The sequence below is a fragment of the Rhizobium sp. TBD182 genome (genome assembly GCF_001950375.1).
Taxonomy (GTDB): Bacteria; Pseudomonadota; Alphaproteobacteria; order Rhizobiales; family Rhizobiaceae; genus Agrobacterium; species Agrobacterium tumefaciens.
Genome location: NZ_BDLN01000013.1, coordinates 5178 through 31508 on the forward strand (window position 1 = coordinate 5178; position 26331 = coordinate 31508).

Sequence of the window (26331 nt, forward strand, 5' to 3'; positions counted from 1 at the left end):
CACGCCACTGACTTTCCCCGCGGCGCTGAACGCTTATCCTGGACTGACTGGATCGGAGACTGAACTTTACACGGCGCGACGGCACGCGCTGGAGGAGTCGCTGCGCTGGATCGAGGAATCCCTTTCGCTTGTCGCAAGTGAACTGAAACTCAACGAAGAACTGAGGTCCATCGGGGCGGCCAGCAATGTCGAGGTCATCCGGCTACGAAGGCAGATCGTTGAACTCGAACTCAAGAAAGTCGAGATCAAGTCTGAATATCTCGTGAAGGCGCGCGAGGAACTGACGAAGGCGAATGCGGAGGTCAATTCGCTCTCCCCGGTGGTGACCGGCCGGGCGGATAGTCTTGCTCGCCTGACACACCGTTCACCGGTACGCGGCATCGTCAAGAACATAGAGGTGTCGACAATCGGCGGTGTTGTCCCGCCCAACGGCAAGCTCATGGACATCATCCCGCTGGGTGACGAGCTTCTCATCGAGGCACGCATATCGCCACGCGACATCGCCTATATCCATCCGGGCCAGCGCGCGAGCGTCAAGATCAGCGCTTACGACTACGCCGTCTATGGCAGTCTCGACGGCAAAGTCACGACAATTTCGCCCGACACGATACAGGATGAAGTCGACCGGGAGATTTACTACTATCGCGTATTCATCAAGACCGAGAAGGACGCGCTGGTCAACGCCGCCGGTCGTGAGTTTCCGATAGTGCCGGGCATGGTCGCGAACGTCGATATTCATACGGGTGAAAAGACCGTACTGGAATATCTCGTCAAGCCTTTCAACAAGGCCCGGGAGGCATTGCGTGAACGTTGAGGCAAGAGTGGACCTGGCAAGGAAACCACGGGACATAAAACAGCGGCTTTCGAGTATTCGGACCTTTCTGCGCGGCCGGGTCCGCCCACTGGCACAGCCGCTGCCATCCGTGACGTTGTTCTTTTCGGTATCCGATGGTGACAAGCGCGCCCGTGTCATTAATGCGTCAGGGCCATCGCTTGAGTCGGCATGGCAGCAGGGAGTAACCAGTCTGTTCGCCGCCATGGCCTCCGAAAACATTGAGGGGCGTTGGCTCCGTGTCGATTGGGTAGAGATTGCCGAACAGACGACATGGCCTCAGCTGCGTGCACTACTCGGCAAAGTGAAGCGTAACTATTTCCGCTTTGGCATCGCGCTGGATCCGGCATTCCGCCATGCCTTCACGGAACAGGAGCTGAACGCAAATGCGATGCTCTATGGCGGCAACACCATCACCAATGCCGTGCTGAATGAGAAGAATTTCAGCATTTATGCTCGCGCTCGCTATGAAGAGCTGCCAGCTCTTAGCTTTTCGCAAGACAAAGCGATCTTTCTCTTTTCGACAAAAGGTGTCTTCTGCGATGAAGCCGATAGGCTCCACGCAATTGAGGGAATGGGCATTGAAGCCGGACGCCGGACAATCGACAGGCTGGACGGCGGGGTGGTACTGTCACTTATTCGTGACTCCTCTAGGTATCTTGCACGACAGGTCGAAGCAGACGGATTCTTTGTCTACGGTTACCATGCCTGTTTCGACCGACGCATAGAGGCCTATAACGCCTTGCGGCACGCGAGCACGACCTATGCCATGATCGAGGCCTGGGAAGTCACCCATGACGCGCAGCTGAAAAATGCGATCGAACGCGCGCTCGTCGCTCTCGAGGCCAGGCTGATCAAGCCCACCGTCCTTCCCGATGGCACGCAAGCTGCGTTCCTCGTTGAGGCCGACGGTGAAATCAAGCTTGGCGGCAACGCCGTTGCGCTACTCGCCCTGACGAAATACATGGCGGCCACCGGTAAAACAGAATGGAGGGGACTTGCAGACCAGCTCGCTCTCGGCATCCGCCACATGCAGAATCCGCAGACCGGCGCCTTCGTGCATGTCCTTCATTTTCCCGGTCTTGCCATCAAACAGAAATATCGCACCATCTATTACGAAGGCGAGGCAGCCTTCGGTCTCATACGACTCTACGACCTGACCGGCGATGAGAGGTGGCTAGAAACCGTTGAGCGGGCATTCAATCACTTCATCGCCTGCGATCACTGGAAACATCACGATCACTGGCTCGGCTATTGCGTCAATGAACTGACGCGTCACAGGCCCGAGGAGCGCTACTTCCGTTTTGCCATCCGCAACATCGCTGACTATCTCGATTTCGTGGAGAACCGGATCACCACCTTCCCGACATTGCTCGAATTGATGATGGCCGCACGCCAGACGCTGTCGCGGATTGCTGCCGAACCCAAATTGCACGGCCTACTGAGTGACATCGATTTGGTGCATTTCGAAAGGGCGCTAGAAAAACGTGCCCGCCATCTGCTTAACGGCCATTTCTGGCCGGAAATGGCGATGTACTATCGCAAGCCCGACCGCATCGCGGGCTCATTCTTCATTCGCCACCATGCCTTCCGCGTGCGGATAGACGATGTCGAACACTACCTCTCCGGCTTCGTTGCCTACCGCAGCTATCTTAGAGAGCGGGCAGCTTTCCGCGAACTTGTCCGCCAGCATGCCGCATCTGACAGGCTCCGTGTCGCCAGATTATCGAAGCCAAAGGTCATTCCTGGTGGCAGGCAGTGGAATGCGGCGCATATCGCTGCCGCGACGGGCGGCACCTGGGTTCGTCAACCGCCCCACGGGTGGACTGCAAAGGGTCTTTGCACCTACGCACCTGCGATGCAACCTGCAGACATGGTCGTCTTGCGTGGCAATGAGGATGCAACAGGCGTGCCGGTGAATGCACTGATCAATCGGGCAAAACCGGCAGGTTTCATGACAACAGAACCGGATCTTGCCAGTGGCCAGCAGGGGCCGGTGCTGAAGGTTGCGGACAATATGCAAGCCGTTCTGGCGATGGGCGACTATGCGCGCAGCCGGATGACTGGCAGTGTGTTGGCCGTGACCGGTAGTGCCGGTAAGACGACAGTTGTCGCCATGCTTGCCCACGCGCTTTCGGCTTGGGGCAATGTCGCCAAAAGCAACCATAATGCGAACCTGCCCGCCGGCGTGGCGTGGAACCTTGCTTCCATCCCGTGGGAGACTCCACATGTGGTGCTGGAACTCGCCATCGGCAAAATGGCCATAAGTGCCCGTATGGCGCGTCCGAAAGTCGCTATTTTTACCAATGTTCTACCTGCCCACCTAGGCGAAAAAAGCACGGTTACCGACATCGCACGGACCAAAAGCGCAATATTTCTGGGCATGGAGCCGGGCGACACGGCTGTCCTCAACCGCGATATGCTTGAATGGGACACGGTGCATGATGCGGCTTCTCGGAGAAAGCTTGACATTGTCACCTACGGCACCTCGGAGGAATGCATGTGCCAGCTGCTGCGCTATGACGCGGCAAGCCGGCACGCTCATGCGCGGATCAGGAATCGGGAGGTCAGCTTCTTGATCGGCGCGGCCGGGTCTCACATGGCGCTGAATGGCCTGGCCGTTCTCGCAGCGATCTCCGTACTCGGTCACCCACTCGAACCAGCGATCGCCCAACTGGAAAGTTTCGCGGCTCTGCCGGGACGCGGCGAAGAAATTCACCTCTTGCTTGACGGACGCCGGCTCACCGTGATCGATGATGCCTATAACGCCAATCCGGGTTCGATGCGCGCTGCTCTGGCCCGCCTGGGTGATCACATAGGTGGGCGGCGGATTGCTGTTTTGGGAGAGATGGCGGAACTTGGCCCCGGCGGGGCCGCCTACCATACCGAGCTCGCAGCCTTTATACAGGACCGGTCGATCGATGAGGTGTATGTTACGGGTGACCTTTATAGCGACTTCTGGAAAGCGCTTTCGCCGTCCTCGCGTGGTCTCTATGCCGAATCTCGTCAGGCACTGAAGGAAATTCTTCGTGAGCGTCTGGTAGACGGGGACACGGTTCTTTTCAAGGGCTCGCACAGCACAGGAATGCACGAACTGGTAGAGTGGTTGAAGAATAACGCCGACCGCAGCACCCTCACATAGGCCAGTTTGCACGCGGCCAAAGCGAACCGCTATTTGAATTGTTCAAGTTCCATTTCATGCACGGCACGACGGATTTCGACCGGGGACTTGCCTCGAGCGATCAGGGCAGCAGCGAGGCGACCGTGATATGCCAGAATATGGCGTTGGCGGTCCGTCGCCTGAACGTAGACGTGGTGTGGCTCAAAGCCTGCGGCGCGCAGGCGCCTGACATAAAAGAGCTGACTGAAAAATGGTACGGTACGATCTTCCGGATCGGACAGAATATAGATCTCTGGCCGATGATCGGCCGGAATACGGTCGATTTCATCAACGGGATCGTAAAATTCTGATGAATTGTAAAGCAGTTTGCCAGGAACCCGCCGGCGCCGCTCCCAGAAGGCGGATGCCTGCTTTACCGAAACCAGACCGGAGGTGATAACGGCTGCCGAGATGTCCCTGCGCCGGTTCATGAGGGCGGCAACAATCTGTCCGCCTGCGGAATGCCCCGCAAGGATGAAAGTTGATACCTTATGCCTTTCTCTGATCAGGTCGAGCGCGCGATCCATCAGCGCAATTTCGCGCAGATGGCGACGTTTGTTATGGTCGCCAGAAGAACCATATATGCCCGGGCGGGCAATGAAGATTGCGGGATAGCCGGATTGTAGCGCCCAATCCGCCATTTCTGCTGTTATCGTGGCAGGTGACTGGCGCAGATAGGAATCTGATATGAAACGCACGCCTTTGGAATTGCGTAACATCACGTCGCCACCGAAATAAACCAGGGCCGTCTGGTTTTGGCCATCTACCAGCCCCTGAGGATAATACCGAATGCAATCGCCCTTGCCGTCGACTTCGATCCACAGACCGTGAGGGACGGCGGAGCATGATCTTGCCGATGCGTAAGACCCGTTCAGAGCCTCAAAGGGGCTGAAGTTCTCGTCGTTCTTGAAAATGGTCAGTTCACGTGGCTTGGGGAGTTCGAAAGGACCAAGTCTTGGTGCATCGGCCAGCGCGGATTGCGATGCCCCGGGAATAGCGAGCGCGAGCAAAACCCAACGCGCGATCCACCAGGAAAGCCTGGGCTCTTGCCTGTTCATGGTTTCACTCCGTACGTCGTCGCGTTCGTATTATTAGGAACAGTCACCAATGTTAGAGCTCCGCCAGCAATCCTTGCATCATTTTGCCAAAAACATGCCGATACGTCACCTCCTTGATTACCGCGCACGCCGAGGCGCGATCGACGATCTGGATCGAGACAAGCTACCCTGCTTCATCTTCACAATGCTCACCATCGCGTGATGTCGATCGCGGCCCAGCAAAAGAAATTCCAACCGCACGAAGCGCCGTAAAATGCCATGCCTACTCGACCCAGCTTGGAGCGCGGATTCCGTGGAAGTCGGCGTGTGGATGACATTGATTGCCGACGCGATTTGAGGTTGCGCAGCGTAACGTTCTTCTCGAGGCGGGATAAGCTGTCTATAAATCCGGAGTAATTCGAAGCACCAGCCTCATGCAACGCTCAGGAAGGACAACCCTAAGGCGAATCCACAAAATATGAAAACTAATCGTTGACGCGACGATTTCAGTCCGTTATACATAAATCATCGATCTTTTGCTTGCCGAGCTTTGTCTACCGCGCGATTGGCACCGCGCTTTAAGCGAACTTCCATTTCAAAAATAGTCGGTTTCCTCGCTGCGCAGCATCGGCTTCGCGGTCCTACACTCTATGCTTTGAAAGGGTTCAACATGACCACTGGCACAGTAAAATGGTTTAATTCCACCAAAGGCTTCGGCTTCATCCAGCCCGACAATGGCGGCGCTGATGCGTTCGTTCATATCTCCGCTGTTGAGCGCGCCGGAATGCGCGAGCTCGTTGAAGGCCAGAAGATCGGCTTCGAACTCGAGCGCGACAACAAGTCGGGCAAGATGTCTGCTACCAATCTGCAGGCCGCATAAATCAAGATTTGCTTCCCTTTGACCACGGATGTACTGGCACTGTCGGAAGCTGCTTCATTAAGGTCAGGCGTTTTGCCTGGCCTTTTTCGTTTCGGTTTCAAGCCGAACCAATTGAGATTGCAAGAGCAGAAAAACAAAGTGGATCCGGCGCGCAGACGACGATCTGCCTCACCGGCATCCAGATGTTATTTTCTGTCAAAAGCAACCTGGCGGCAGTGTCGGAATACGGCGCTCACGCCCCTTAGACCGAATGGCTGCCAGCGGCACGTCTCGCCAAGAAGGCAGGGCCACTGCTCCATCAGTCCGGTCATAGAACGCGCCAAAACGCGATGATCTCTCTTCCACTCATTATCAGGATATCCATGAAGAACGCCCGAAACAATGACGTCGCCGACCGTCGCGCCGCATCTACCGAAGCCAAAGCTGCTCTGCTCAATGCGTACCGCGCGACAAAGACCGCTTTAGAACCTTCCAGGCTGGCAAGACAGGCAGAACGAGCAGCCATTGCCACCGCTCGGGAAGAGCGACGTCTTCAACGCGAGCGCACGAAGCTTGAGGAACAACAGCGTGTCGAGACCGACGCTTTGCAGCGCCAGGCAGCGATTGAGGCGGTCGCAGTCGCAGAAATCGAAGCGCGGGAGAGTGCGGAAAAGGCACGTATAGCCCGAGTCATTGAAGATGAGACGATGCGAAAGGCTGAACGCGACCGGCGCTACGCTAACCGCAAGGCAAGACAAGCCTAACATTGCCCTTGCACGCCGACCCCACAACATGACGGCGTCATGCTTGTGACACTCTAACGAAAGCAGCCCCATGGCACCGGATAATAACGAGCTCCAGGCAATCAACACGTCGTGGCAAATAGCTATCCAGGAAATCCTGCGCATGGTCATTCGCGACATGTACCATGACGGTGGAGAAGCGAATTTCAAGGCCCATATAAAACGTATTGAAGAGGCTGCGGTCGACAGCATCCACTCCGATCTGCGACTTCGAGGAACCGACGAGTGGACTGAAGTGCTTGTAAAGGAACGGGCGAGCAACTTCGTGACGACATTGCTGACGTCCTTCACTTACGACCGTGCCTGACCCCTGGACATCGGTTTCAACGAGGAACTGAGCCGATTTCCAAGGAGAAGTGCGCCACCTTCGAGTACGATTTTCTGATCAGGGTTTGGTTGAGGGATTGGCTTTTTCTCCTTTCTCTGTGCCAGGGTGACCGAGCTGGCCTTAAAGCTGAAACTGACGTGCCCGGTATTCCATATCAGTGGATCGAGCTCTCGGCTCCGTGAGAGCTAACAGTTTATTCAATCACGGTCTGTTTGATCATTTTGCCCATGCGAATCTGAGCGCGACTGGTGGCCGGCCCTCGCAACTCGCCGCACTATCAGCGAGCATTGAGGCAACGCAGCGAGCCACTTGCCTCGACCAGTAGACCAAGTGGAAAGACGTTGGCGTCGAAGCGGGGCGGTTCGATGGTTGGCATACCATTAGTACAGTGAAATGAGCCACACCCTCATTCAATTCTGGTGAGGGAGAACGCGACTGTTTTTGTATGTCGGTCACGACAAACGAGCGACGTGGCGCCTAAACGCTTCGCTGCTAACTGGCACTGCCTGCTTAGTCCTTTGCGCCAGAGGGCGAATGCACAAGATTGGTTTCCTCAAAATGCCCTCACTTTGGAATTTGCATCTTTGATTATCTATGAAAACTATAGAAATTAAAGGTAACAGGAGTGAGGCGAACGATGAACGTACTTGGAATAAGCGGCAGCGTTAAACAACCGTCTCGCACGGCACGCATTGTCTCGGACATCCTGAACTCGATCGAGAGACGGGCAAGCGTCTCTTTGGACACGGTCGATCTGGCTGTGGCGGCGCCGATCCTGTTCAGGGCTCTTCGCGCAGATCAACTGGATGAGGCCGGCCGCAGGATTATTGATGCTGTGGAAGGTGCCGACGTACTTGTCGTCGGTTCGCCTGTCTACCGCGCATCCTACACCGGCGCGTTAAAGCATCTCTTCGATCTCGTCGATTTCCGTGCGCTTCAAGGCAAGCGCGTGATCCTTGCGGCAACGGGCGGTACAGCACTGCATGGCCTCATGCTGGAGCATCAGTTCAGGCCGCTGTTCGGCTTCTTTGGCGCGGTTACTGTGCCAACGACGGTCTACGCCGTTGAGGCGGATTTCACCGGATACACGCTCTCGAACCCCGTGGTTGAGGCGCGCATCGAGCGTGCCGTCGCCGAGTTGATCGATCTACTGCCGGCCAGAAACCTTGTCGCCGACGATCACCGCTCGGCCCTTCGCCTCGTTTCCCACGACGCGGTCGCCAACTGACATCAGAAAAGAGGAGATTTCCATGACTGAACACCACGCCGAGCCCGTGAAATTTGCCTATTGGGTGCCGAATGTGTCCGGCGGCCTCGTCATCTCGAACATCGAGCAGCGCACCAGCTGGACGATTGACTACAACCGCAAGCTCGCGCAGATCGCTGAAGCGAGCGGCTTCGATTACGCGCTGAGCCAGATCCGCTTCACCGCCGGCTACGGTGCCGAATTCCAACATGAATCCGTGTCGTTCAGTCACGCTCTGCTGGAATCGACGACGACGCTGAAGGTCATCGCCGCCATTCTGCCTGGTCCGTGGAACCCCGCGCTTGCCGCCAAACAGATTGCCACGATCAATCACCTCACCAACGGTCGCGTTGCCGTTAACATCGTCAGCGGCTGGTTCCGCGGCGAGTTTCACGCCATCGGCGAGCCTTGGCTCGATCACGACGAACGCTACCGCCGTTCGGAAGAATTCATCCGGGCTCTGCGCGGCATCTGGACGGAAGACAATTTCACCTTCCGCGGCGATTTCTACCGCTTCAACAACTACTCCCTCAAGCCGAAGCCGATTGATCCGCAGCCGGAAATCTTCCAGGGTGGTTCGTCGCGTGCGGCTCGCGATATGGCGGCCCGCGTCTCCGACTGGTACTTCACCAACGGCAACACGCCGGAGGAAATCGCCAAGCAGGTGAATGACATTCGCGTCAAGGCCAAGGAAAACAACCACGCGGTCAAAGTCGGCGTGAACGCCTTCGCCATCGTGCGTGAGACCGAGGAAGAGGCGAGAGCCGTGCTTGCCGAGATCATCGAAAAGGCCAATCCGGAAGCGGTCAATGCCTTCGGCCATGAGGTAAAAAATGCCGGCAAGTCTTCTCCCGAAGGCGAGGGCAACTGGGCGAAGTCCAGCTTCGAAGACCTCGTTCAGTATAATGACGGCTTCCGCTCAAACCTGATCGGCACGCCGCGGCAGGTTGCCGAACGCGTGGTGAACCTCAAACGCGCCGGCGCTGACCTTATCCTGCTGGGCTTCCTGCATTTTCAAGAAGAAGTCGAGTATTTCGGCAAGTATGTCATCCCGCTCGTGCGCGAACTGGAACAGGCGGAAATCAGCGCGGCAATCGCTGCGGAGTAATGTCGCAAATCGGACGGCAGCGGCCTTTGGCCGCCGCCTGCACCACGGGGACCGCCTCCGTGATTGGAAACCTGTGCCTATTGGGCGGAGCATGGACTGAACGATGTCAGCATCGAGTTTTCTGGTTGCAAGTCTTGGCGCGGAGGTGGCGATCCCAACGGACATTCGCCAACCCATTGCCTCGCGCAGCGAGCACGTCGAGCAGGAACGCGGCGCGGTAGACGCCGCCACAGACCTTGTGCTGGAGCTTCGCGGTATTGACCTCTCCTTTGGAGGCGTCGTCGCTCTGGAGAATATCGATCTGGCCGTGCAGCAGGGCGAAATCCTGGGTATTATCGGGCCGAATGGCGCGGGCAAGAGTTCGCTGATTAATGTTATCACAGGCGTCTACCGCCCGGATCGTGGCCATGTAGCGATTAATGGCAAAGCCTATCGTCCAGTGCCGACTGAGAAGCTCGCCAGTCTCGGCGTGGCGCGGACGTTCCAGAACCTCGCCTTGTTCAAGGGTCTCAGTGTTCTCGATAATGTTGCCACGGGGCGGGCTTACGCCGAGCGGGCAAATTTCCTGACCCAGATAGCCGGTCTGCCGAGCGCTCGTCGCGAGCAGGCCGATGCCCGCGAGCGGGCAGGGCGGATCATCGATTTTCTGCATCTGACGCCCCACGTTGACCGGCTTGCCGGCACGCTGCCCTATGGATTGCAGAAGCGGGTGGAACTCGCTCGTGCGCTTGCCGCCGAGCCACGCATTCTGCTGCTTGACGAGCCCATGGCTGGCATGACGGCGACGGAGAAGAACGAACTTGCCGGTTATGTGCGTCTCGCGCGTGACGAATATGCGGTCACCGTCGTTCTGATCGAGCATGACATTGGCGTGGTGATGGGTCTTTCCGACCGCATCGCCGTGCTCGACTACGGGCGCAAGATCGCCGATGGCACGCCTGCGGAAATTGCCAGCGATCAACGTGTCATCGATGCCTATCTCGGCGCTGCGCCGGAAAACGAAGACGGGGAGGGTATCTGATGGCTGCGTTTGATTGGTTGTTCTTTACCGAGGTGCTGGTCGGCGGGTTGCTCTCCGGGGTCATGTATTCCCTCGTCGCGATCGGGTTCGTGCTGATCTACAAGACATCGGGTGTCCTAAACTTTTCGCAGGGCGCGCTTCTCCTGTTTGCGGCGCTGACCTTTGTCAGCCTTGTCGAGCGTGGCGTGCCTTTTGTGGCTGCCTTCGCCATTACCTTTGCCATCATGGTCGTCATCGGTGTTGCGATCGAGCGTACGGTGCTTCGGCCGCTCACCAACAAGCCACCGATCACGCTGTTCATGGCGACGCTTGGCCTCTCCTACATCATCGAGGGAGCGGCCCAACTCCTCTGGGGTACGCAGGTTCATGGGCTTGATCTCGGTATCGAGGACATTCCCTTTGATGTTGGTGGCGTTTTCATCAGCCAGTTCGACATCTTTGCCGCAGTCGTCGCGGCCGGCATGGTGGCGGCTCTCTCGGCCTTCTTCCGCTATACCCGCATCGGCCTCGGCTTCCGCGCCGTCGCGGATGACCAGTTCGCGGCGCTTGCCGTCGGTCTCAAGCTGCCCTGGATATGGGCGAGCGTTTGGGCGGCGGCAGGCCTCGTTGCCCTGGTCGCCGGGCTGCTCTGGGGTGCGCGGCTCGGGGTGCAGTTCTCGCTGTCGCTGGTAGTGCTGAAGGCTCTGCCGGTGCTCGTTCTCGGCGGCTTCGATTCCATTCTAGGCGCGATCATCGGTGGTCTGATTGTCGGCGCGTCGGAAAAGCTCGCCGAGGTCTATATCGGCGAATATTTCGGCGGCGGCATCGAGGGGTGGTTCGCCTATGTCGTGGCCCTTGCCTTCCTGATGATCCGCCCGTCCGGGCTGTTCGGTCAAAAGCTCGTGGAAAGGGTCTAATATGTCCGCCGTTACAGCCGATCTTTCATCGTCGTTCTCCCTGCCGCGCCATGCCGGCACGGTCGCAGTCATCGCCGTTGCTTATCTCGTCGTGCCGTTCATCGGCACCAGTTACCTCTTCGAGGCAATCCTGCTGCCGTTTCTTGCGCTCAGCCTTGCCGGGGTTGGTCTCAACCTTTTGACTGGCTATGCGGGTCAGGTCTCGCTTGGTTCGGCCGCATTTATGGCCGTCGGTGCCTTCGCGGCATACAATTTCAATCTGCGTATCGATACGCTCCCGCTTATTGTTTCGATTGTACTTGCCGGTCTTTCCGCCGCAGCGATCGGCATAGTTTTTGGCCTGCCGAGCCTGCGACTGCGCGGTTTCTACCTCGCCGTTTCGACTCTTGCGGCGCAGTTCTTCGTGCAATGGGCGTTGACGAAATTCAGCTGGTTCTCGAACGAATCCGCATCCGGCGTGATCGATGCGCCAGCGCTGTCGCTGGCCGGGATTTCTTTCGAAGGGCCGATCGGGCGTTATCTCTTCGCGCTGACCATTGTCGCCGTCCTCACGTTCCTCGCGTATCGGCTGGTATCGTCGCAGACCGGTCGCAACTTCATCGCCGTGCGCGACAACGAGACCGCCGCACGCATCATCGGCATTCCGGTGCTTCGCACCAAGCTGCTCGCCTTTGCGATCTCGTCCTTCATCGTCGGGGTTGCCGGGGTAATCTGGGCTTTTGCCTATCTTCGCACGGTGGAGCCGGCCGGTTTCAATCTCGACCGCTCGTTCCAAATACTCTTCATCGTCATCATTGGCGGGCTTGCCTCGATCCGGGGTGCCTTCTTCGGCGCGGCGTTGATCGTCGTCTTTCCGCTCGTCCTCTCGCGGCTTGGCTCTTTGCTATTAGGCGATGTCTTTAATTCCGGAGTGCTCGATATGACGCAGCGCATCGTTCTCGGCGCCTTGATCATTCTGTTTCTGATCCTGGAACCTGACGGCCTCGTGTCATTGTGGGATCGCTTGAAGTTACGCATTACGGCTGCCGTCAGGCGGGCGTGGATTCCTCGAAGCCGGCCCTGACAGGCAAAGGCTTCCAACAAGAAAAGCTTATCAGCAATGAATTCCTGAAACCAACACGGATGGCCGAGCGCCAGCCGACAGACGGAGTGTGTCCAGATATGACCTTCTACACGAAAATCAAAGCAGCAGCCTTTGCTGCCGGCATCAGCCTCGCCGCCATCGCCTCCCCGGCCATGGCCGATGAACAGTACTTCCCCCTGCAGAGCTACCGCGTCGGGCCTTATGCAGCCGGTGGCACGGGCTTTTTCGGCGGATTCATCGATTATCTCAATCTCATCAACATCAGGGACGGCGGTATCAACGGCGTCAAGCTGACATGGTCCGAAGCCGAAACCCAGTACGAAGTTGAGCGAGGGGTCGAAGCTTATGAACGCCTGAAGAGCAACCCCGGCGTTGCGGCCTGGAACCCGCTGTCGGTCGGCATAGCCTATGCCATGATCGACCGCATCACCCAGGACAAGGTGCCGCTCATTACCATCAACCACGGCCGCACGGATTCGACCGATGGCCGTGTTTTTCCCTATGTTTTCCCGCTGCTGCTCAATCCCTACAGCGAGACCTCCGGCATCGTGAACTACATTGCATCCAAGGAAGGCGGGGTTGGAGGACTGAAGGGCAAGAAGATCGTCGTGCTCTACCACGGCTCTCCCTATGGCAAGGAAACGATCCCGATCTATGACCTGCTGGCCAAGAAGTATGGCTTCGACCTCCAGCAGATCGAAGTCCCGCATCCGGGCAACGAGCAGCAGTCGCAGTGGCTGACGATCCGCCGTGCCAAGCCGGATTATGTCGTACTGCGCGGCTGGGGCGTCATGAACCCGGTGGCGTTGAAGACGGCGGCGAAAACCGGTTTCCCGGTGGATCACATCATCGGCAATGTCTGGTCCAACTCGGAAGAGGACGTTATTCCCGCCGGCGACGCTGCCAAGGGCTACACCGCCATCACCACCCAGGCATCAGGTGCCGAATATCCGGTGGTCAAGGAAATCGTGAAAACCGTCTACGACGCCGGCAAGGGCAACCTTGATGACAAGAGCCGAATCGGCTCCGTCTATCACAATCTCGGTATCGTCAACGGTATTCTTAATGTCGAGGCGGTGCGGATCGCCCAGGAGAAATTCGGAAAGCGCACCCTGACAGGCGACGAAGTTCGCTGGGGCTTCGAGCATCTGCAGCTTGATCCAGCCCGTGTCGAGGCATTGGGCGCCAAGGATCTCTTCCACTCGATCAATGTCACCTGGGATAACCATGAGGGTAACGGCTACGTGACGTTCCAGCAGTGGGACGGCAAGAAGTGGAACGTGGTTTCCGATTGGATCGCACCGGACTGGGCCCTGCTGCGCCCGATCATCGAGAAGTCGTCCGAGGCCTATGCGGCTGAAAAGGGCATCAAGCTTCGCACGTCGGAAGATGCGAATTCCGTGACGAACTGATGTTTGCGTGGTCGGGCAAGGGTCTCCCGTGTCCGGCCACAATATCCCAAAAAGCGCCAAGGAGATCGTGATGACCGATGGGAACAGGCTGCTTGCCGTGGAGGGGCTCCACGCAACCTACAATCATGCCATCACCGCATTGCATGGTGTCACTTTTTCGCTCGGACGCGGGGAGATCCTTGCCGTTCTCGGTGCGAACGGCGCTGGCAAGACGACGACGCTGAAGGCGGTTTCCAACCTCCTTCCGGCCGAACGGGGGCAGGTGCTCGCCGGTCATGTCCTGTTTGACGGTCGTGATGTCACGCGCGAGACCCCGGCAAGCCTTGTCCGTCTCGGTCTCGTGCAGGTTCTCGAAGGTCGCCATTGCTTCAAGACACTGACGGTCGAGGAAAACCTGGTCTCTGGCGGCCTTGGCCGATCCGCCACGCGCGCTGAAATCGCGACCGACCTTGACAAAATTTATACGCATTTCCCGAGACTTAAGGAAAAGCGCCGGGTGCTTTCCGGCCTCACTTCGGGCGGCGAGCAGCAGATGACGGCCATCGGCCGGGCACTGATGTCGCGGCCGCGGCTGCTTGTCCTCGACGAACCGTCAATGGGGCTGGCGCCTCTCATCGTGCAGGATATTTTCCGCACGCTGAAGCGCCTTAATCGCGAAGAAGGGCTTTCGATCCTGGTCGCTGAACAAAACTCAGCAGTCGCGCTGACCTATGCCGACCGGGCCATCATTCTGGAAAACGGCGTGAGCGTGCTGTCAGGCACGGCCGCCGAACTCAAGGCGCGCGATGACGTGAAAGCCTTCTATCTGGGCCAGAAGCCAGCCGCGCTCGTCACGCATATTCACTGAAAATCAAAGGAAAGAGGAGACATGGCATGACCATTTCCAACGTGAAGACGAAAGATGCGGCTCAAGGCGTTCCCGCCGTGCCGCGGCCGAGTGAGCCGGCACACATCATCAAGAGCGATGCCGAAGCAATCGAAGTCGCGAAGAAACTCGCCGCCGAAATTGCCCCCGGCGCAGCCATTCGCGATCGCGATCGCATCTGGCCGGTAAAGGAACTCGATGCCTTCTCGCAAAGCGGGCTCTGGTCGATTAACGTGCCGAAGAAGTTCGGCGGTCCGGAAGTCTCCTATGCGACGCTCGCCAAGGTGATCGAGATCGTCTCCGCGGCCGATTCCTCGATTGGCCAGATCGCGCAGAACCATCTCGGCGTCGTTGCCGCGATCCGGACGGTGTCTGATGAGGCTCAGCAGACGCTGCTTTTCGCAGAAGTGCTGCGCGGCACACGCTTCGGCAATGCCTTCTCCGAATTCGGTTCCAAGCGGGCGGCGGACTTCGAAACGAAGTTCGTCGATGCGGGCGACCATGTGATCGTCAACGGCCAGAAATTCTACTCCTCCGGCGCACTTCTCGCCCATCTCGTGCCCATCGTTGCGCTCGATGATGAAGGCCGCGCCTGGTATGCAATTGCCGAGCGGGATACACCCGGATTGACCGTCATCGACGACTGGTCATCCTTCGGCCAGCGCACGACGCTGTCCGGTACGGTGATCCTGAACAATGTCAAAGTGCCGAAAACCCATCTGGTTCCCGGCTACAAGGGTTATGCGGAACCCACTGCGGATGGTGCGATTTTCCAGATTATCCAGGTCGCGGTGGATACGGGTATAGCGCAGGCGGCAATCGATGAAACCATCTCCTTCGTGCGCACCAAGAGCCGTGCATGGGTGGATAGCGGCGTTGATCATGCCTGGGACGACCCCTACACGATCCAGGCTGTCGGCGATCTGACGTTGCGACTGCATGCGGCCCAGGCGCTGCTTGAAAAAGCCGGTTATGCCATCGATCGCGCCATCGGGAACCCGAATGCTGAAACGGTCGCCGAAGCACAGATCGTGACGGCCGAGGCGAAAATTCTCTCGACAGAGATAGCCATTGCGGCGACCAACAAGCTGTTCGAACTTGCAGGCACCCGCTCCACGCTTGCAGAGCATCACCTCGATCGCCATTGGCGCAATGCCCGTACCCACACACTGCACGATCCGGTCCGGTGGAAATATTCCATCCTCGGCAAGTACTTCCTCAATGGCGAGAAGCCGCCGCTTCACGCCTGGAGCTGAGTAAACTCTGGAGCCCGGGGCGCGCAAGGCGCCCCGGTTGGCAATTGATCTTGCTACATCCGCCAGCAGTAATGAGATATAGTGACGTGATGAGACGGTGCCCCTCAAGCGCGTTTCCAATCAAGCGCCCCGTAACGAGGAGCTTTGCCGGAAACCTCGGGAACATAGAATAGTGTTGACGATGAGCCTTATGTGCAGGAAGCGGAAAACGCTTTTTAGGGCCTTCCAACCGTGCAGGGCACAGATCTCCTTGGGGAGAACGTAGAGGCAATGAATTCTCTTGTTCCCATAGCTTCTGCCCGCCTGACCGTGGCAGTTGTCGGCGGTGGCTTCACCGGCGCGGCAATGGCAATGCATCTGGTAGCGGGTAACGGATACCCGACTGATACATCCGTTGTCGTCATCGAACCTCGATCGGAGTTGGGCCGTGGCTTGGCCTATAGCGCAACCGACCCGGCGCATCGGGTCAACGTTCCCGCTGCAAGAATGACGTTGTTTCCGGATATTCCCGATGATTTCGAGCGTTATGTTGGCGGTATTCCTACCCGTGACGATGCCGAGCTCATAGGACACGATGGCTTGCCTTATCCCAAGCGGTCTGTCTTCGGCGAATACGTCTCGGCACGGATTCAACCGTTTTTGGATGACGGCCGTATCAGACACTGGCGGACCAAAGCGATCTCGGTGTTACAAAAAGGAAACCGCTATGAGATTGCGGGGTCTGACGGTACAGCGCTCATTGCAGATATAGTCGTGCTGGCCGTCAGCCATCCACCACCTTCTTTGCCTCGGGTGCTTCAGCCCTTCAAAGATGATCCCAAGCTGATTGCGGATGTCACCGTGACCGATGCGATCGACGCCGTCGAGACTGGAGATCGTGTTCTCATCGTCGGAAATGGCTTGACCTCCGCCGATGTGGTTGCCTCGCTCAAGAGACAGGGCCATGTCGGCCAGATAACGTCGTTCTCTCGCAGGGGCTTGCGGTCTCGCGGCCATGGCCCCGTCGGGCAGGAGCCTTTCGGCGATTTCCTGTCCGAACCGTTCACCTCTGCAAGCAAGTTGCTCCATAAGGTTCGCCAAACGCTGCGAGAAGCAGAGGAACGGGGAATGACGTGGCATAGCGTCGTGGATGCGCTGAGGGCGCAGGGGAGGGACATATGGGGAAATCTGCCTGTCATTGAGAGACGGCGCGTTGCCCGACACTTGCGGCCGGTCTGGGATGTGCATCGCTTTCGCATCGCGCCGCAAGTCGAGGCTGCTGTGGAGCAGGCGATCGCGAGCGGCCAAATGTATGTTCGGGCTGCCTCGCTTTCTTCCGTGACGCGGATTGATGCCGGCTACAGGGTAACGCTTCGACCCCAGCGCGCCAAGTCTCTCGAAACGCTTGATGTCGATGCGATCGTCGTCACCACGGGCCCGGCTCATGGCGGCATTCTTCAAAGCCAAGCCATGCTTCGAGAACTTGAGCAGGCGGGCCTGTTGCAACCCTGCCCGACCGGGCTTGGCATCTTGGTTGATGCCAAGTCTAATCCCGTATCAGCTTCAGGCGAAAGCACGACTTCACTCTATATTGCCGGGCCGCTTGCACGCGGCACTTTCGGAGAACTGATGGGGCTGCCGCAGGTTACCGAGCATGCAATCTTCGTCGCGCAGCGTATTCGCGACCTGATCGATGAATGTAGGATTTCGCATCGCACGGGCCAGGCGGTGGAAGGCTGACGGCCCGCTGTTTCTTGAATACATTTCTTCCACTCTTTGAGAAAGCCTTGGGACGATAATTCCATCAAATTCGCCACGCTTTGCGAGGCCCTCAGGACGGTGTACGGTGAAAGCATACAAACGAGCTCCTGGCTCAGGGGGAGCTCGCCCCCTGCTGCCAGCGGGCTGCCTTACGGGAGAAGAGACCATGTTCACGCACATCATGATCGGCAGTAACGATCTGGAGCGGTCAAGAAACTTCTACGACGCCACGTTCTCTGCGTTGGGCGGCAGGCCCGGCGAGATGGATGCGAGAGGCAGACTGATCTATATCCACGAAGGCGGACGACTGATGATCACGAAACCGATCGACGGCAAGGCGGCGACCGTTGCCAATGGCGGGACAATCGGAATCGCCGCCCTGAGCCGCGAGCATGTTCTGGCGTGGCACGACTCCGGTGTTATGCACGGAGGCACATCGATCGAGAGCCCGCCGAATGAGCGCCCGAACGGGGCCTTCGTCGCTTATCTTCGTGATCCGGACGGACATAAACTGAGCGCACGGTCGCAGCCGGCAAAGTAACGCAGCGCCAATAGCGCTGGTATTCTCACAGCTGTTGTGGGTTGGTCTTTCTGCATAACTTTTGCAGCCGGATCCACCACATTAATCGCAACATTACGCTCAACATCCACGCATCTTGGAACCTACCATCGGCGGATTAAGACGGGCAAAGCCCTCCTGACGATGATAGGGGAAATGCGGATATGGCGGCGTCAAGGCGCTCGCATTGTCCAGGAGAGCAATCTGATCATCGGTGAGATGCCAACCGACCGCTCCGAGGTTCTGCCGGAGCTGCACTTCGTTTCGCGCTCCCATGATAATGGAAGACACCGTGGGCCGGCCTGTAAGCCAGTTGAGCGCCACCTGCGCAACTGTTTTGTCGAGTTGTCTTGCGACATCTTCAAGGGCATCAACGACGCGGTAGAGATGCTCCTCATCGACCGGAGGACCAAAGCTTGCGGTTTCGTGAAGACGACTGCTTTCCGGCACTGGAACGCCGCGCCTGATCTTTCCCGTAAGCCGCCCCCAGCCAAGCGGACTCCAGACGAGTGCGCCAAGGCCTTGATCCATACCCAGTGGCATCAGATCCCACTCGTAGTCTCGGCCGAGAAGGGAATAGTACACCTGATTGGCAATGTAGCGAGGCCATCCGTACGTGTCGGCAACCGCCAGCGACTTCATGATTTCCCATCCCGAAAAGTTCGAGATGCCGACGTAGCGGACCTTTCCCGCCCGAACGAGCATATCAAGGGTCGACAAGACTTCTTCGACGGGCGTCCGGGCGTCGTAGGCATGAAGTTGCAGGATGTCGATATAGTCCGTCCGAAGCCGGCGAAGTGCGTCTTCGACCGATCTGATCAAGCGAAACCTGGAGGAACCCGCATCGTTCGGCCCATCTCCCATAGGCAGGCTGGTCTTCGTCGATATCAGCACGGTCTCGCGACGACCTTCCAGCGCTGCACCCAGCACCTCCTCCGATGCACCGTTCGAGTAGACATCTGCGGTATCGAACAGATTAACGCCTGCTTCAACGCAGATATCGATAAGTCGCCTTGCCTCGGAGACATCGGTCGTGCCCCACGCACTGAAAAGGGGACCTGCCCCTCCAAACGTGCCTGCGCCAAAGCTCAGGACCGAGACTTTGAGGCCTGATCGGCCAAGAGAACGATATTCCATCTGGTCTTCCTTTCTTGAGAAATGGAAGCGACTTGCGCCACCTGATGGGGAAGAGATAGGAGATCCGGCTTTCGTGATATAGATTGCGGGCGGGAACAACATTTGTGAAATCAGGGACCAGATGGCTCGAGCGGAAATCAATCGATCCGGAGAAATGGAAGTCTTCGTGCAGGTTGTCGAGCGCGGTGGCTTCTCGTCAGCTGCTCGCAGCGTCGGAATGACGCCGTCGGCGGTGAGCAAACTGGTCGCGAGACTGGAGGCGCGGTTGGGTACCCGTCTCATCAACCGCTCGACGCGCGTGTTCAAGTTGACCTCGGAAGGCTGTGTCTTTTTCGAGCGCGCCACGCGTATCCTGGCAGACATCGAAGATGCCGAGCGGATCGCCAGTGCGGGTGAGGTGCCCAGTGGCCGCCTCCGCCTGAGTACCAGCGCCTCCTATGCCACCCATGTCCTAGCCGGCATACTCCCGGAATTCCTGGAGCGATATCCTGCGATTACCGTCGATATCGTGCAGAGCGACCTTGTCGTCGATCTGCTTGAGGAGCGAATGGACGTTGCGGTTCGCGCAGGCCCGCTTAAAAGCTCGAGCCTCGTCGCGCGCAGGCTTGGCGATACTGCAATGACAATCGTCGCTGCTCCCTCTTATGTCGACCGGCGTGGGCTGCCCCGGACTATCGAGGAGCTTGAAAGGCATGACAGGCTGGGCCTTGGTTACACCCGCGCGATGGATGGCTGGCCGTTAATATTGGCAGGCGGGACGATTTCTGCCCCAGTCGTCGCCCGTGTCCAGGCCACTGACGGCGAGGCGCTGCGACAGTTGGTACTCGGTGGAAACGGAATTGCCCGTCTCGCCAACTTCACGATACGCGATGATTTGAAGGCCGGCCGGCTGGTGCCGGTGCTCGACGAGTATAATCCTGGAGACCGGGAGGAGTTTCACGCCATTCATATCGGACAGGGTGGCCCGCTGCCTTCGAGAGTGCGCGCTCTTCTCGATTTCCTGGCCAAACAAGGCAAAGTTACATAGGCGCGTAACTGATGCCTGAGCGCTCTGATCACGGCGTCTCGACCTTTTGCTTTCTCATCCCGGGCGTCCCTGTTGGAAGGCTGGGCGCATCTAGGAAGGCGGCCCGGGTTTGTTTGTTGCGATCGGCAATCACAGTCGGTCCTGTTCCAGCAGCTCGCGGTTCCGCTTCAGCGTCGATACGAGGGCCGACTTGTAGCCTTTGTCGCTGTCGCCGTCTGGCGCGTGGTGACGCACCTTCACTCGCGGATGAAAACACCCGCTGGCGTGGATGCGAAAACCTGGTTCCGCGAGGCGGGCCAGACGCTGGCCTGAAGACGACCGTCCGGTATCAGCGGTTCGAATCCCAACAAGGTCAAGCCTGAGCCGGGATTAACATGAGTTTTCTTCTCTACTATTGCCAGCAGTTCGGCGAACCGGTATTGCGTCGAAAACAGATTTCGGGCGGGCAAGGAGCGAAGGGATGGCAAGTTACGACGACGAGCTTATGGCCGCATTTTCGCGCAATGAACGCCGGATTAAACGTTACCTCATCAGCAGAACCCTTTCGCAAGCAGACAGCGACGATCTCGCTCAGGAAGCTTGGATCAAGCTTGCCCGTAATGGCGCGGCTGCGTTAGCCGCGCCCGTTCCCTATCTGATGCGGATCGCACGTACCCTTGCGGTCGATCACGACCGCGGGCAAAAACGCAAACTCACCTCCAACGATATTGATGTTCTCATGTCTGTCGCCGACGAACAGCCGGGACCGGAGAAACAGTTCGAAGACCGGGATCAGGTGCGCTGCCTGATGCAGATCATCGATGAGCTCCCAGAGCGCCAGCGCAAAATGCTGGTTGCTTGCCGCCTCGAGCAGCGCCGTCATGCCGATATTGCTGCGGAATTTGGGGTGTCGATCCGCACGGTCGAGCTGGAAGTCCGCAAGGCAGTCGACTATTGCAGGGAGCGGCTCGAGACAATAAATCGGGCCTGAGGCTTCGGCTTTTCATTTTTCAATCGTTGATAGTTTTAGAAACAGGTATACGCAACATCCTGTCACGAACGCGCACAAGGGAGCGGATGTTGGACGAGAATTTCGAAGCTCTCAGGCGCGAAGCGACAGCTTGGATCGTCCGCATCACATCCGGTACGGCAACCACCGAAGATGCCGAAGCGCTGCTACGCTGGCGCTCGCGCAGCGCCGCTCACGAGCAAGCCTTCCAGCAGTCGGCACGGCTGTGGAAAAATCTCGGATCAGCGCTTGGTGAGACCAAGAATACATCTGCCCCGGCTGTCACGCGGCGATCCTTCCTCGCGGCTGGAAGTCTTGCAGCCGGTGCGGCGGGCGTGGGGATCGTCTTGTCGGAGCTCGGATTTCTGCCGTCCGTTGATGCCGTACTTGCTGATTACGCCACCGGGGTCGGCGAACAGCGAACGGTTGAACTCCTCGATGGATCGACGGCCACGCTCGATGGTGGCACGACCCTTTCCCTTGACTACACCCCATCAACCCGGCACCTGGTGCTAACATCAGGAGCGGCGGTCTTCGATGTGGTCCACGACGCCACGCGGCCCTTTGTGGTGACCGCCGCCAACGGTGACACAACGGCAATTGGGACGTCGTTTTCTGTTAAGCATGGCGAGGAGGATGTCTCTGTGGAGTGTCTTCAGGGACATATCACCGTACAATGTCTGGTCGATAGTCAGCTCACCGGCGGCGAAGGCATCAGCTATTCTCGGGTTGGGCTCGGTGAGAGAGTGGCAACCGATCTTGAGACGGCCGCGGCGTGGCGGCGGGGCCTGCTGATTTTCAAGGACCGGCCGCTCGCAGACGTTGTCTCGGACCTCAATCGCCATCGTCGCGGAAAGGTGCTGATTGCAAGCAGCAATCTCCGCTCACGCCGGATGTCCGGGGTGTTTCATCTCAATCGTCCGGACGAAATCCTCGCGCATCTGGAAGAGACGTTGCGGGTTCGCCCCGTCAGTCTTGTCGGTGGAATTGTGCTGCTGCGGTAGCCGGAAATTTTCTTTAAAAAAATCGACGGAAAAATTTCGTGTTTTCAAATTCGGATCGTTCTTCCTGCTAGAGGCCGCGCCAATGAATGGCACGGCGACGACTTGCATGGGGACATCGGAATGGGGCAGTTCAACGTCGGCAAGCACGGCCGTGAGGGCATGACAATATACAAATGGCGGATTTCCCACCTGTCTGCGTCCATTGCATTTGCGGCGCTCGCCATGACCTCGTCCGCGGTCTTCGCACAGCAAAGCGTCACCTATTCTATTCCTGCCGGCTCTCTTGAGCGCGGCCTGACACGGTTCGGTGCCGCGAGCGGCATCCAGATTCTCTACAACACTGCTGTCGCTAACGGACTGAACACCGCGGGCATAAGCGGTCCGCTTTCCCCAGAGGCAGCATTGCAGGGGCTTCTCGCCAATACGGGTCTGACATACCATTTTACCGGTCCGAAGAGTGTAACCGTCGCCAACCCGGCACAGTCTCCGGACGCGGTCACGGATGAAAGCGCGACAATACTACAGACGATTACGGTACAGGGCGCAGAGAGCGCCTATGGGCATGTCGATGGGATTGTTGCCAGTCGGTCGGCAACAGGTACCAAAACCGACACGCCGTTGATTGAAGTTCCGCAATCGATTTCTGTCATAACCGCCGATGAAGTAAAGGCCCGGGGTGCTGAAACGATCAAGGAAGCGGTGAATTACACTGCGGGCGTCCATGTCGGCGGCAGCAGTGCCTCGACCCGTGCGTTTGACAACATCGAAATACGCGGCTTCGCGCCAACGCCTCTCTATCTCGACGGCACTTATCTGCCCTATATCGGCGATCTCGGCGGCTCACCACAGATTGACCCGTATCTGCTCGAGCGGATTGAAGTCCTGAAGGGACCATCCTCCGTCCTCTACGGCCAGAACTACCCCGGTGGCATGATCAACATGGTCAGCAAACGGCCGACGGACAAGCCATTCAATGAGGTTGTTGCCGGAACCGGTACGGACGGTCGGGCCTATGGTGCATTCGATTTTTCCGGCCCCGTACCTGATAACGATGCGTTCCTCTACCGGCTGACAGGCGTTGCGACCCGCACCGGGACGAATATAGACTACACCGAGGACGAGCGGTTCATGGTCGCGCCCTCATTCACGCTGAAACCGGACGAGGACACGACATTCACGTTCTTGTCGCACTATCAAAAGGACAACGGTGTCCCGGACTACCAGCCCTTGCCTTACATCGGAACGGTGGAGGCCGGGCCTTATGGAAGAATCGACCGTGATCTCTTCACCGGCGAGCCGGCCTACAACGGCTATGACAGGGAGCAGGCCGTACTTGGCTACGAATTCAAGCATCAGTTCAACGATGTATGGTCGATCCGCCACAACGCGAAATATATCTCGGTCGATGATTCCTACCGTACATTCTTCAGTGGTGGCTATGTCGAGACGGGCGGCGTGACGGACTATACGAAGATGAGACGCAACGCGATCGACTATTCTTCGAACAACCAGGTTTTCGCCACCGATACCAATCTCCAGGCCGAGCTCTCGACCGGCGAGGTTGAGCACACAGTCATCGTCGGCACCGACTACAAATGGTTCCGCAATGACTATACCGGCCGTTATGGCTTTGGCAACACGCCGCTGGATGTGTTCAATCCTGACTACGGATCTTACAAGGAGCCAACGGTCGGCGCCCGTTGGGACAACAAGATCAGCCAGCTGGGTCTTTATGCCCAGGATCAGATCAAATGGGACAATTGGATTTTAACGCTTGGCGGACGTTATGATTGGGCCTGGCAGACCGACAACGACATCCTCTCATCGACGGTAGGGAAAAAGACGGACACCGCCTTTACTGGCCGTGCGGGGCTCGTTTACCTCTTCGACAATGGCCTTGCGCCTTATGTCAGCTATGCCACTTCCTTCATGCCCTATTCTGGGTTCGACGGGCAGAACAACCCGTTCAAGCCCACGACCGGCGAACAGTGGGAAGTCGGAATGAAGTATGAGCCGGTCGGTTACGATGCTCTCATTACGCTCTCCGCGTTCGATTTGAAGCAACAGAATGTGCCTACCTATGATGAATTTACCTATCTTCCGGCGCAGACGGGCGAAATTCACGTCCAGGGTATCGAGATCGAAGGCAAGGCAACGGTGTTTGATAGCCTTGATCTGATTGCAGCCGCCTCCTACACGGATTCGGTCTATTCCAAGGCGGATGACGGAACACAGGGGAACAAGGTTCGTTTCATGCCTCCGGTCAACGTATCCCTTTGGGCCAAATACCGGATCGAAGATGGTCCGCTCGAAGGGCTCGGGTTTGGCGCCGGGGTGCGTCACTCAGGCAGCGGATATGGCGATGCAGCCAACAGCTTCAAGTATCCCGCCTACACGGTCGTGGATGCAGCATTGTCCTATGACTTTGGCAAACGGAATCCCAAGCTGGAAGGCCTGGAACTGAACGTAACCGCCCAAAACCTCTTCGACAAAACCTACGTGAGCGGGTGCAGCAATATCAACTCCTGTTTCTATGGAAAATCGCGGGCGGTCTATGCCAACCTGAGCTTCAAATGGTAAGTGAGAACGCTATTGTCCTCACCTCGTAAAATGGCAATCTTGCTGTTGTCAGTGCTGTTGTTCGTCGTCGGGCCTGTCCGGTCCGAGGACGGGTTTCCGCGAACAGTTCAGCATGCCCTTGGGACAACGGCGATACCGAGCGATCCGGAGCGGATCGTGACGTTGGGCTGGAGCGGCGAAGATGCGGTTCTTGCGCTTGGCAAGACGCCGGTGGGCATGCCGCGTTATCGCTTTTTCGAGAGCGGCATCTTTCCCTGGAACGAGCAACGGCTGGACGGTATCCGGCCATATCTCTTCGAAGGCGACATCGATTATGAGGCGATCGCAGCGCTACGGCCGGACCTCATCCTCGGCATCTATTCGGGCGTGGATGATCTCGCCTACAAGCGGCTTTCCTCCATCGCGCCGACTGTCGTCTATCGCTCTGCGCCGTGGTCGGCCGACTGGAAGGAACAGACTGAAATGGTCGGGCAGGCACTCGGCAGAAGCGATCAGGCCAAAGCACTCATCGAAAAGACAGCATCCTCTCTCAACGCGATGGGCGACAGCTGGCCTGTCCTGCGTGGCAAGACATTTACCTTCGGGACCTATTTTCCCGGCGGGTCCGGCGTCGTCGTCTATCTGCCGGAGGATCCACGCGTTGCCGCCCTGCTGGAACTGGGGCTTAAACCATCTGCGGGTATACTGGCGCTCTCCGCTGCCAATCCCGGCCAGGGCTCTGTTACTGTTGGCATGGAACAGGTCGATAGCCTGGACGCCGACATCCTGATCATGTGGTACGGCGAAGGTGCACGCATTGCGGCCGAGGCGCAGCCGCTGTTTATGCGGCTTCCGGCGGTCATGAGCAGTCGTTATGTGGCCTTGGAAGATCCTGTTTCCGTCTGGTCGACATCAGCCTTGAGCGTGTTGTCAATTCCCTATGGTTTTCCGAGGTTTTTGCCCCATCTTGCCGAAGCGGCAGAGCGGGTGGGCAAGGAGTAATGATGTCCCACGATAATGATCACGAACCCTACGTGGAAGATTATTTCTTCTGCGAGGTGACTGCTGTTACACAACTGACGCCATCGATGATCCGGGTCGCCCTGCAGGTCGAGGGCGGTGAGCGGTTGATATCGACAGGTCACCCCGACGAATGGGTGCGGCTTGCTTTGCGGCCTGATCCCCACACACCGGTGACGCTGCCGGTCTTGATGAGCAATGGGGAATGGGGCCGGCCGGATGGTTCGCAGCATTGCCCGAACCGACCCTATACAGTCCGCCGCTGGGATGCGGAGCGCAGGGAGATGCTGATCGATCTTGTCGCCCACGCGGGTGGCGTTGCCGCCAGCTGGGCGATGGGCGCCAAGGTGGGCGACGTCGTCGGCATCTGCAATCCGGAAGGCCGTTTCG

Annotated in this window: 23 protein-coding genes; 21 read left to right on the forward strand and 2 right to left on the reverse strand. The window is 57.9% G+C overall.

What is annotated here, in order from left to right; translation table 11 throughout:
- The coding region (locus tag T18_RS24405) for an HlyD family efflux transporter periplasmic adaptor subunit (protein WP_323455276.1) at positions 1 to 814 on the forward strand (814 nt) is incomplete at its 5' end.
- Positions 815 to 1037: 223 nt separating this feature from the next.
- Complete coding sequence (locus T18_RS24410) at positions 1038 to 3974, forward strand: Mur ligase family protein (RefSeq protein WP_038497350.1); 2937 nt, start codon at positions 1038 to 1040, stop codon at positions 3972 to 3974.
- A gap of 29 nt (positions 3975 to 4003) precedes the next feature.
- Here the strand turns inward: T18_RS24410 and T18_RS24415 are convergent, their stop codons facing one another.
- On the reverse strand, positions 4004 to 5050 hold the full coding sequence (locus tag T18_RS24415; protein WP_038497347.1) for a serine aminopeptidase domain-containing protein: 1047 nt from the start codon (positions 5048 to 5050) through the stop codon (positions 4004 to 4006).
- A gap of 649 nt (positions 5051 to 5699) precedes the next feature.
- Between T18_RS24415 and T18_RS24420 the strand changes: the two genes are divergently transcribed.
- From T18_RS24420 to T18_RS24480, 13 genes are all read left to right on the forward strand, one after another.
- Entirely contained in the window at positions 5700 to 5909 is a 210-nt protein-coding gene (locus T18_RS24420) for a cold-shock protein (RefSeq protein ID WP_003519318.1), read from the forward strand.
- 362 nt (positions 5910 to 6271) lie between these two features.
- Positions 6272 to 6652, forward strand: coding sequence for a DUF6481 family protein (locus tag T18_RS24425; RefSeq protein WP_038497589.1), 381 nt, complete (start codon positions 6272 to 6274; stop codon positions 6650 to 6652).
- Positions 6653 to 6722: 70 nt separating this feature from the next.
- Positions 6723 to 6998, forward strand: a complete 276-nt coding sequence (locus tag T18_RS24430; RefSeq protein ID WP_003519315.1) for a hypothetical protein — start codon at positions 6723 to 6725, stop codon at positions 6996 to 6998.
- Between the two features lie 658 nt (positions 6999 to 7656).
- On the forward strand, positions 7657 to 8247 hold the full coding sequence (gene msuE / locus T18_RS24435) for an FMN reductase (protein ID WP_038497343.1): 591 nt from the start codon (positions 7657 to 7659) through the stop codon (positions 8245 to 8247).
- A gap of 22 nt (positions 8248 to 8269) precedes the next feature.
- Positions 8270 to 9373 (forward strand): dimethylsulfone monooxygenase SfnG, encoded by a 1104-nt coding sequence (gene sfnG / locus T18_RS24440; RefSeq protein WP_038497340.1) that lies wholly within the window; start codon positions 8270 to 8272, stop codon positions 9371 to 9373.
- 103 nt (positions 9374 to 9476) lie between these two features.
- Positions 9477 to 10394, forward strand: a complete 918-nt coding sequence (locus tag T18_RS24445; protein ID WP_038497337.1) for an ABC transporter ATP-binding protein — start codon at positions 9477 to 9479, stop codon at positions 10392 to 10394.
- Positions 10394 to 11290, forward strand: a complete 897-nt coding sequence (locus tag T18_RS24450) for a branched-chain amino acid ABC transporter permease (protein WP_038497335.1) — start codon at positions 10394 to 10396, stop codon at positions 11288 to 11290. The genes T18_RS24445 and T18_RS24450 overlap by 1 nt, the downstream gene beginning before the upstream one ends.
- Position 11291: 1 nt before the next feature.
- Complete coding sequence (locus T18_RS24455; protein WP_038497332.1) at positions 11292 to 12353, forward strand: branched-chain amino acid ABC transporter permease; 1062 nt, start codon at positions 11292 to 11294, stop codon at positions 12351 to 12353.
- Between the two features lie 98 nt (positions 12354 to 12451).
- Complete coding sequence (locus T18_RS24460; RefSeq protein ID WP_025591741.1) at positions 12452 to 13786, forward strand: ABC transporter substrate-binding protein; 1335 nt, start codon at positions 12452 to 12454, stop codon at positions 13784 to 13786.
- Positions 13787 to 13856: 70 nt separating this feature from the next.
- Complete coding sequence (locus tag T18_RS24465; protein ID WP_038497587.1) at positions 13857 to 14633, forward strand: ABC transporter ATP-binding protein; 777 nt, start codon at positions 13857 to 13859, stop codon at positions 14631 to 14633.
- Positions 14634 to 14659: 26 nt separating this feature from the next.
- A complete protein-coding gene (locus T18_RS24470) occupies positions 14660 to 15907 on the forward strand; it encodes an SfnB family sulfur acquisition oxidoreductase (RefSeq protein WP_038497329.1) in 1248 nt (415 codons plus the stop codon).
- Between the two features lie 270 nt (positions 15908 to 16177).
- Positions 16178 to 17626, forward strand: coding sequence for an FAD/NAD(P)-binding protein (locus T18_RS24475; RefSeq protein WP_038497327.1), 1449 nt, complete (start codon positions 16178 to 16180; stop codon positions 17624 to 17626).
- A 187-nt stretch (positions 17627 to 17813) separates the two neighbouring features.
- The gene (locus T18_RS24480; protein WP_038497324.1) at positions 17814 to 18188 is read left to right on the forward strand and encodes a VOC family protein; all 375 of its coding nucleotides are present in this window, start codon (positions 17814 to 17816) and stop codon (positions 18186 to 18188) included.
- 99 nt (positions 18189 to 18287) lie between these two features.
- Here the strand turns inward: T18_RS24480 and T18_RS24485 are convergent, their stop codons facing one another.
- Positions 18288 to 19343: an aldo/keto reductase gene (locus T18_RS24485; protein ID WP_038497321.1), complete on the reverse strand. Its 1056-nt coding sequence runs from the start codon at positions 19341 to 19343 to the stop codon at positions 18288 to 18290.
- Positions 19344 to 19464: 121 nt separating this feature from the next.
- Between T18_RS24485 and T18_RS24490 the strand changes: the two genes are divergently transcribed.
- The 6 genes from T18_RS24490 to T18_RS28080 all read left to right on the forward strand — a co-directional run.
- Positions 19465 to 20370, forward strand: a complete 906-nt coding sequence (locus tag T18_RS24490; RefSeq protein WP_038497318.1) for a LysR family transcriptional regulator — start codon at positions 19465 to 19467, stop codon at positions 20368 to 20370.
- Positions 20371 to 20830: 460 nt separating this feature from the next.
- The gene (locus tag T18_RS24495) at positions 20831 to 21340 is read left to right on the forward strand and encodes an RNA polymerase sigma factor (protein ID WP_038497316.1); all 510 of its coding nucleotides are present in this window, start codon (positions 20831 to 20833) and stop codon (positions 21338 to 21340) included.
- Positions 21341 to 21426: 86 nt separating this feature from the next.
- Positions 21427 to 22362, forward strand: coding sequence for a FecR family protein (locus T18_RS24500; RefSeq protein ID WP_038497313.1), 936 nt, complete (start codon positions 21427 to 21429; stop codon positions 22360 to 22362).
- A gap of 120 nt (positions 22363 to 22482) precedes the next feature.
- Entirely contained in the window at positions 22483 to 24942 is a 2460-nt protein-coding gene (locus T18_RS24505) for a TonB-dependent siderophore receptor (protein WP_051489774.1), read from the forward strand.
- Positions 24943 to 25098: 156 nt separating this feature from the next.
- Positions 25099 to 25923 carry an iron-siderophore ABC transporter substrate-binding protein gene (locus tag T18_RS24510; protein ID WP_233285006.1) on the forward strand — a complete coding sequence of 275 codons (825 nt, stop codon included), beginning with the start codon at positions 25099 to 25101 and terminating at the stop codon, positions 25921 to 25923.
- A gap of 2 nt (positions 25924 to 25925) precedes the next feature.
- Positions 25926 to 26331, forward strand: a 406-nt coding sequence (locus T18_RS28080) for a siderophore-interacting protein (protein WP_323455277.1), incomplete at its 3' end; no start/stop codon positions are given.

Excerpts from the sequence above, each read along its gene's own strand:
- T18_RS24495 (WP_038497316.1), top strand. The coding sequence starts at position 20,831 with ATGGCAAGTTACGACGACGAGCTTATGGCCGCATTTTCGCGCAATGAA.
- msuE (WP_038497343.1), top strand. The coding sequence starts at position 7,657 with ATGAACGTACTTGGAATAAGCGGCAGCGTTAAACAACCGTCTCGCACG.
- T18_RS24410 (WP_038497350.1), top strand. The coding sequence starts at position 1,038 with ATGGCCTCCGAAAACATTGAGGGGCGTTGGCTCCGTGTCGATTGGGTA.
- T18_RS24420 (WP_003519318.1), top strand. The coding sequence starts at position 5,700 with ATGACCACTGGCACAGTAAAATGGTTTAATTCCACCAAAGGCTTCGGC.
- T18_RS24415 (WP_038497347.1), bottom strand. The coding sequence starts at position 5,050 with ATGAACAGGCAAGAGCCCAGGCTTTCCTGGTGGATCGCGCGTTGGGTT.
- sfnG (WP_038497340.1), top strand. The coding sequence starts at position 8,270 with ATGACTGAACACCACGCCGAGCCCGTGAAATTTGCCTATTGGGTGCCG.
- T18_RS24500 (WP_038497313.1), top strand. The coding sequence starts at position 21,427 with ATGTTGGACGAGAATTTCGAAGCTCTCAGGCGCGAAGCGACAGCTTGG.
- T18_RS24475 (WP_038497327.1), top strand. The coding sequence starts at position 16,178 with ATGAATTCTCTTGTTCCCATAGCTTCTGCCCGCCTGACCGTGGCAGTT.
- T18_RS24430 (WP_003519315.1), top strand. The coding sequence starts at position 6,723 with ATGGCACCGGATAATAACGAGCTCCAGGCAATCAACACGTCGTGGCAA.
- T18_RS24480 (WP_038497324.1), top strand. The coding sequence starts at position 17,814 with ATGTTCACGCACATCATGATCGGCAGTAACGATCTGGAGCGGTCAAGA.
- T18_RS24490 (WP_038497318.1), top strand. The coding sequence starts at position 19,465 with ATGGCTCGAGCGGAAATCAATCGATCCGGAGAAATGGAAGTCTTCGTG.
- T18_RS24460 (WP_025591741.1), top strand. The coding sequence starts at position 12,452 with ATGACCTTCTACACGAAAATCAAAGCAGCAGCCTTTGCTGCCGGCATC.
- T18_RS24485 (WP_038497321.1), bottom strand. The coding sequence starts at position 19,343 with ATGGAATATCGTTCTCTTGGCCGATCAGGCCTCAAAGTCTCGGTCCTG.
- T18_RS24445 (WP_038497337.1), top strand. The coding sequence starts at position 9,477 with ATGTCAGCATCGAGTTTTCTGGTTGCAAGTCTTGGCGCGGAGGTGGCG.
- T18_RS24465 (WP_038497587.1), top strand. The coding sequence starts at position 13,857 with ATGACCGATGGGAACAGGCTGCTTGCCGTGGAGGGGCTCCACGCAACC.
- T18_RS24505 (WP_051489774.1), top strand. The coding sequence starts at position 22,483 with ATGGGGCAGTTCAACGTCGGCAAGCACGGCCGTGAGGGCATGACAATA.
- T18_RS24455 (WP_038497332.1), top strand. The coding sequence starts at position 11,292 with ATGTCCGCCGTTACAGCCGATCTTTCATCGTCGTTCTCCCTGCCGCGC.
- T18_RS24450 (WP_038497335.1), top strand. The coding sequence starts at position 10,394 with ATGGCTGCGTTTGATTGGTTGTTCTTTACCGAGGTGCTGGTCGGCGGG.
- T18_RS24470 (WP_038497329.1), top strand. The coding sequence starts at position 14,660 with ATGACCATTTCCAACGTGAAGACGAAAGATGCGGCTCAAGGCGTTCCC.
- T18_RS24425 (WP_038497589.1), top strand. The coding sequence starts at position 6,272 with ATGAAGAACGCCCGAAACAATGACGTCGCCGACCGTCGCGCCGCATCT.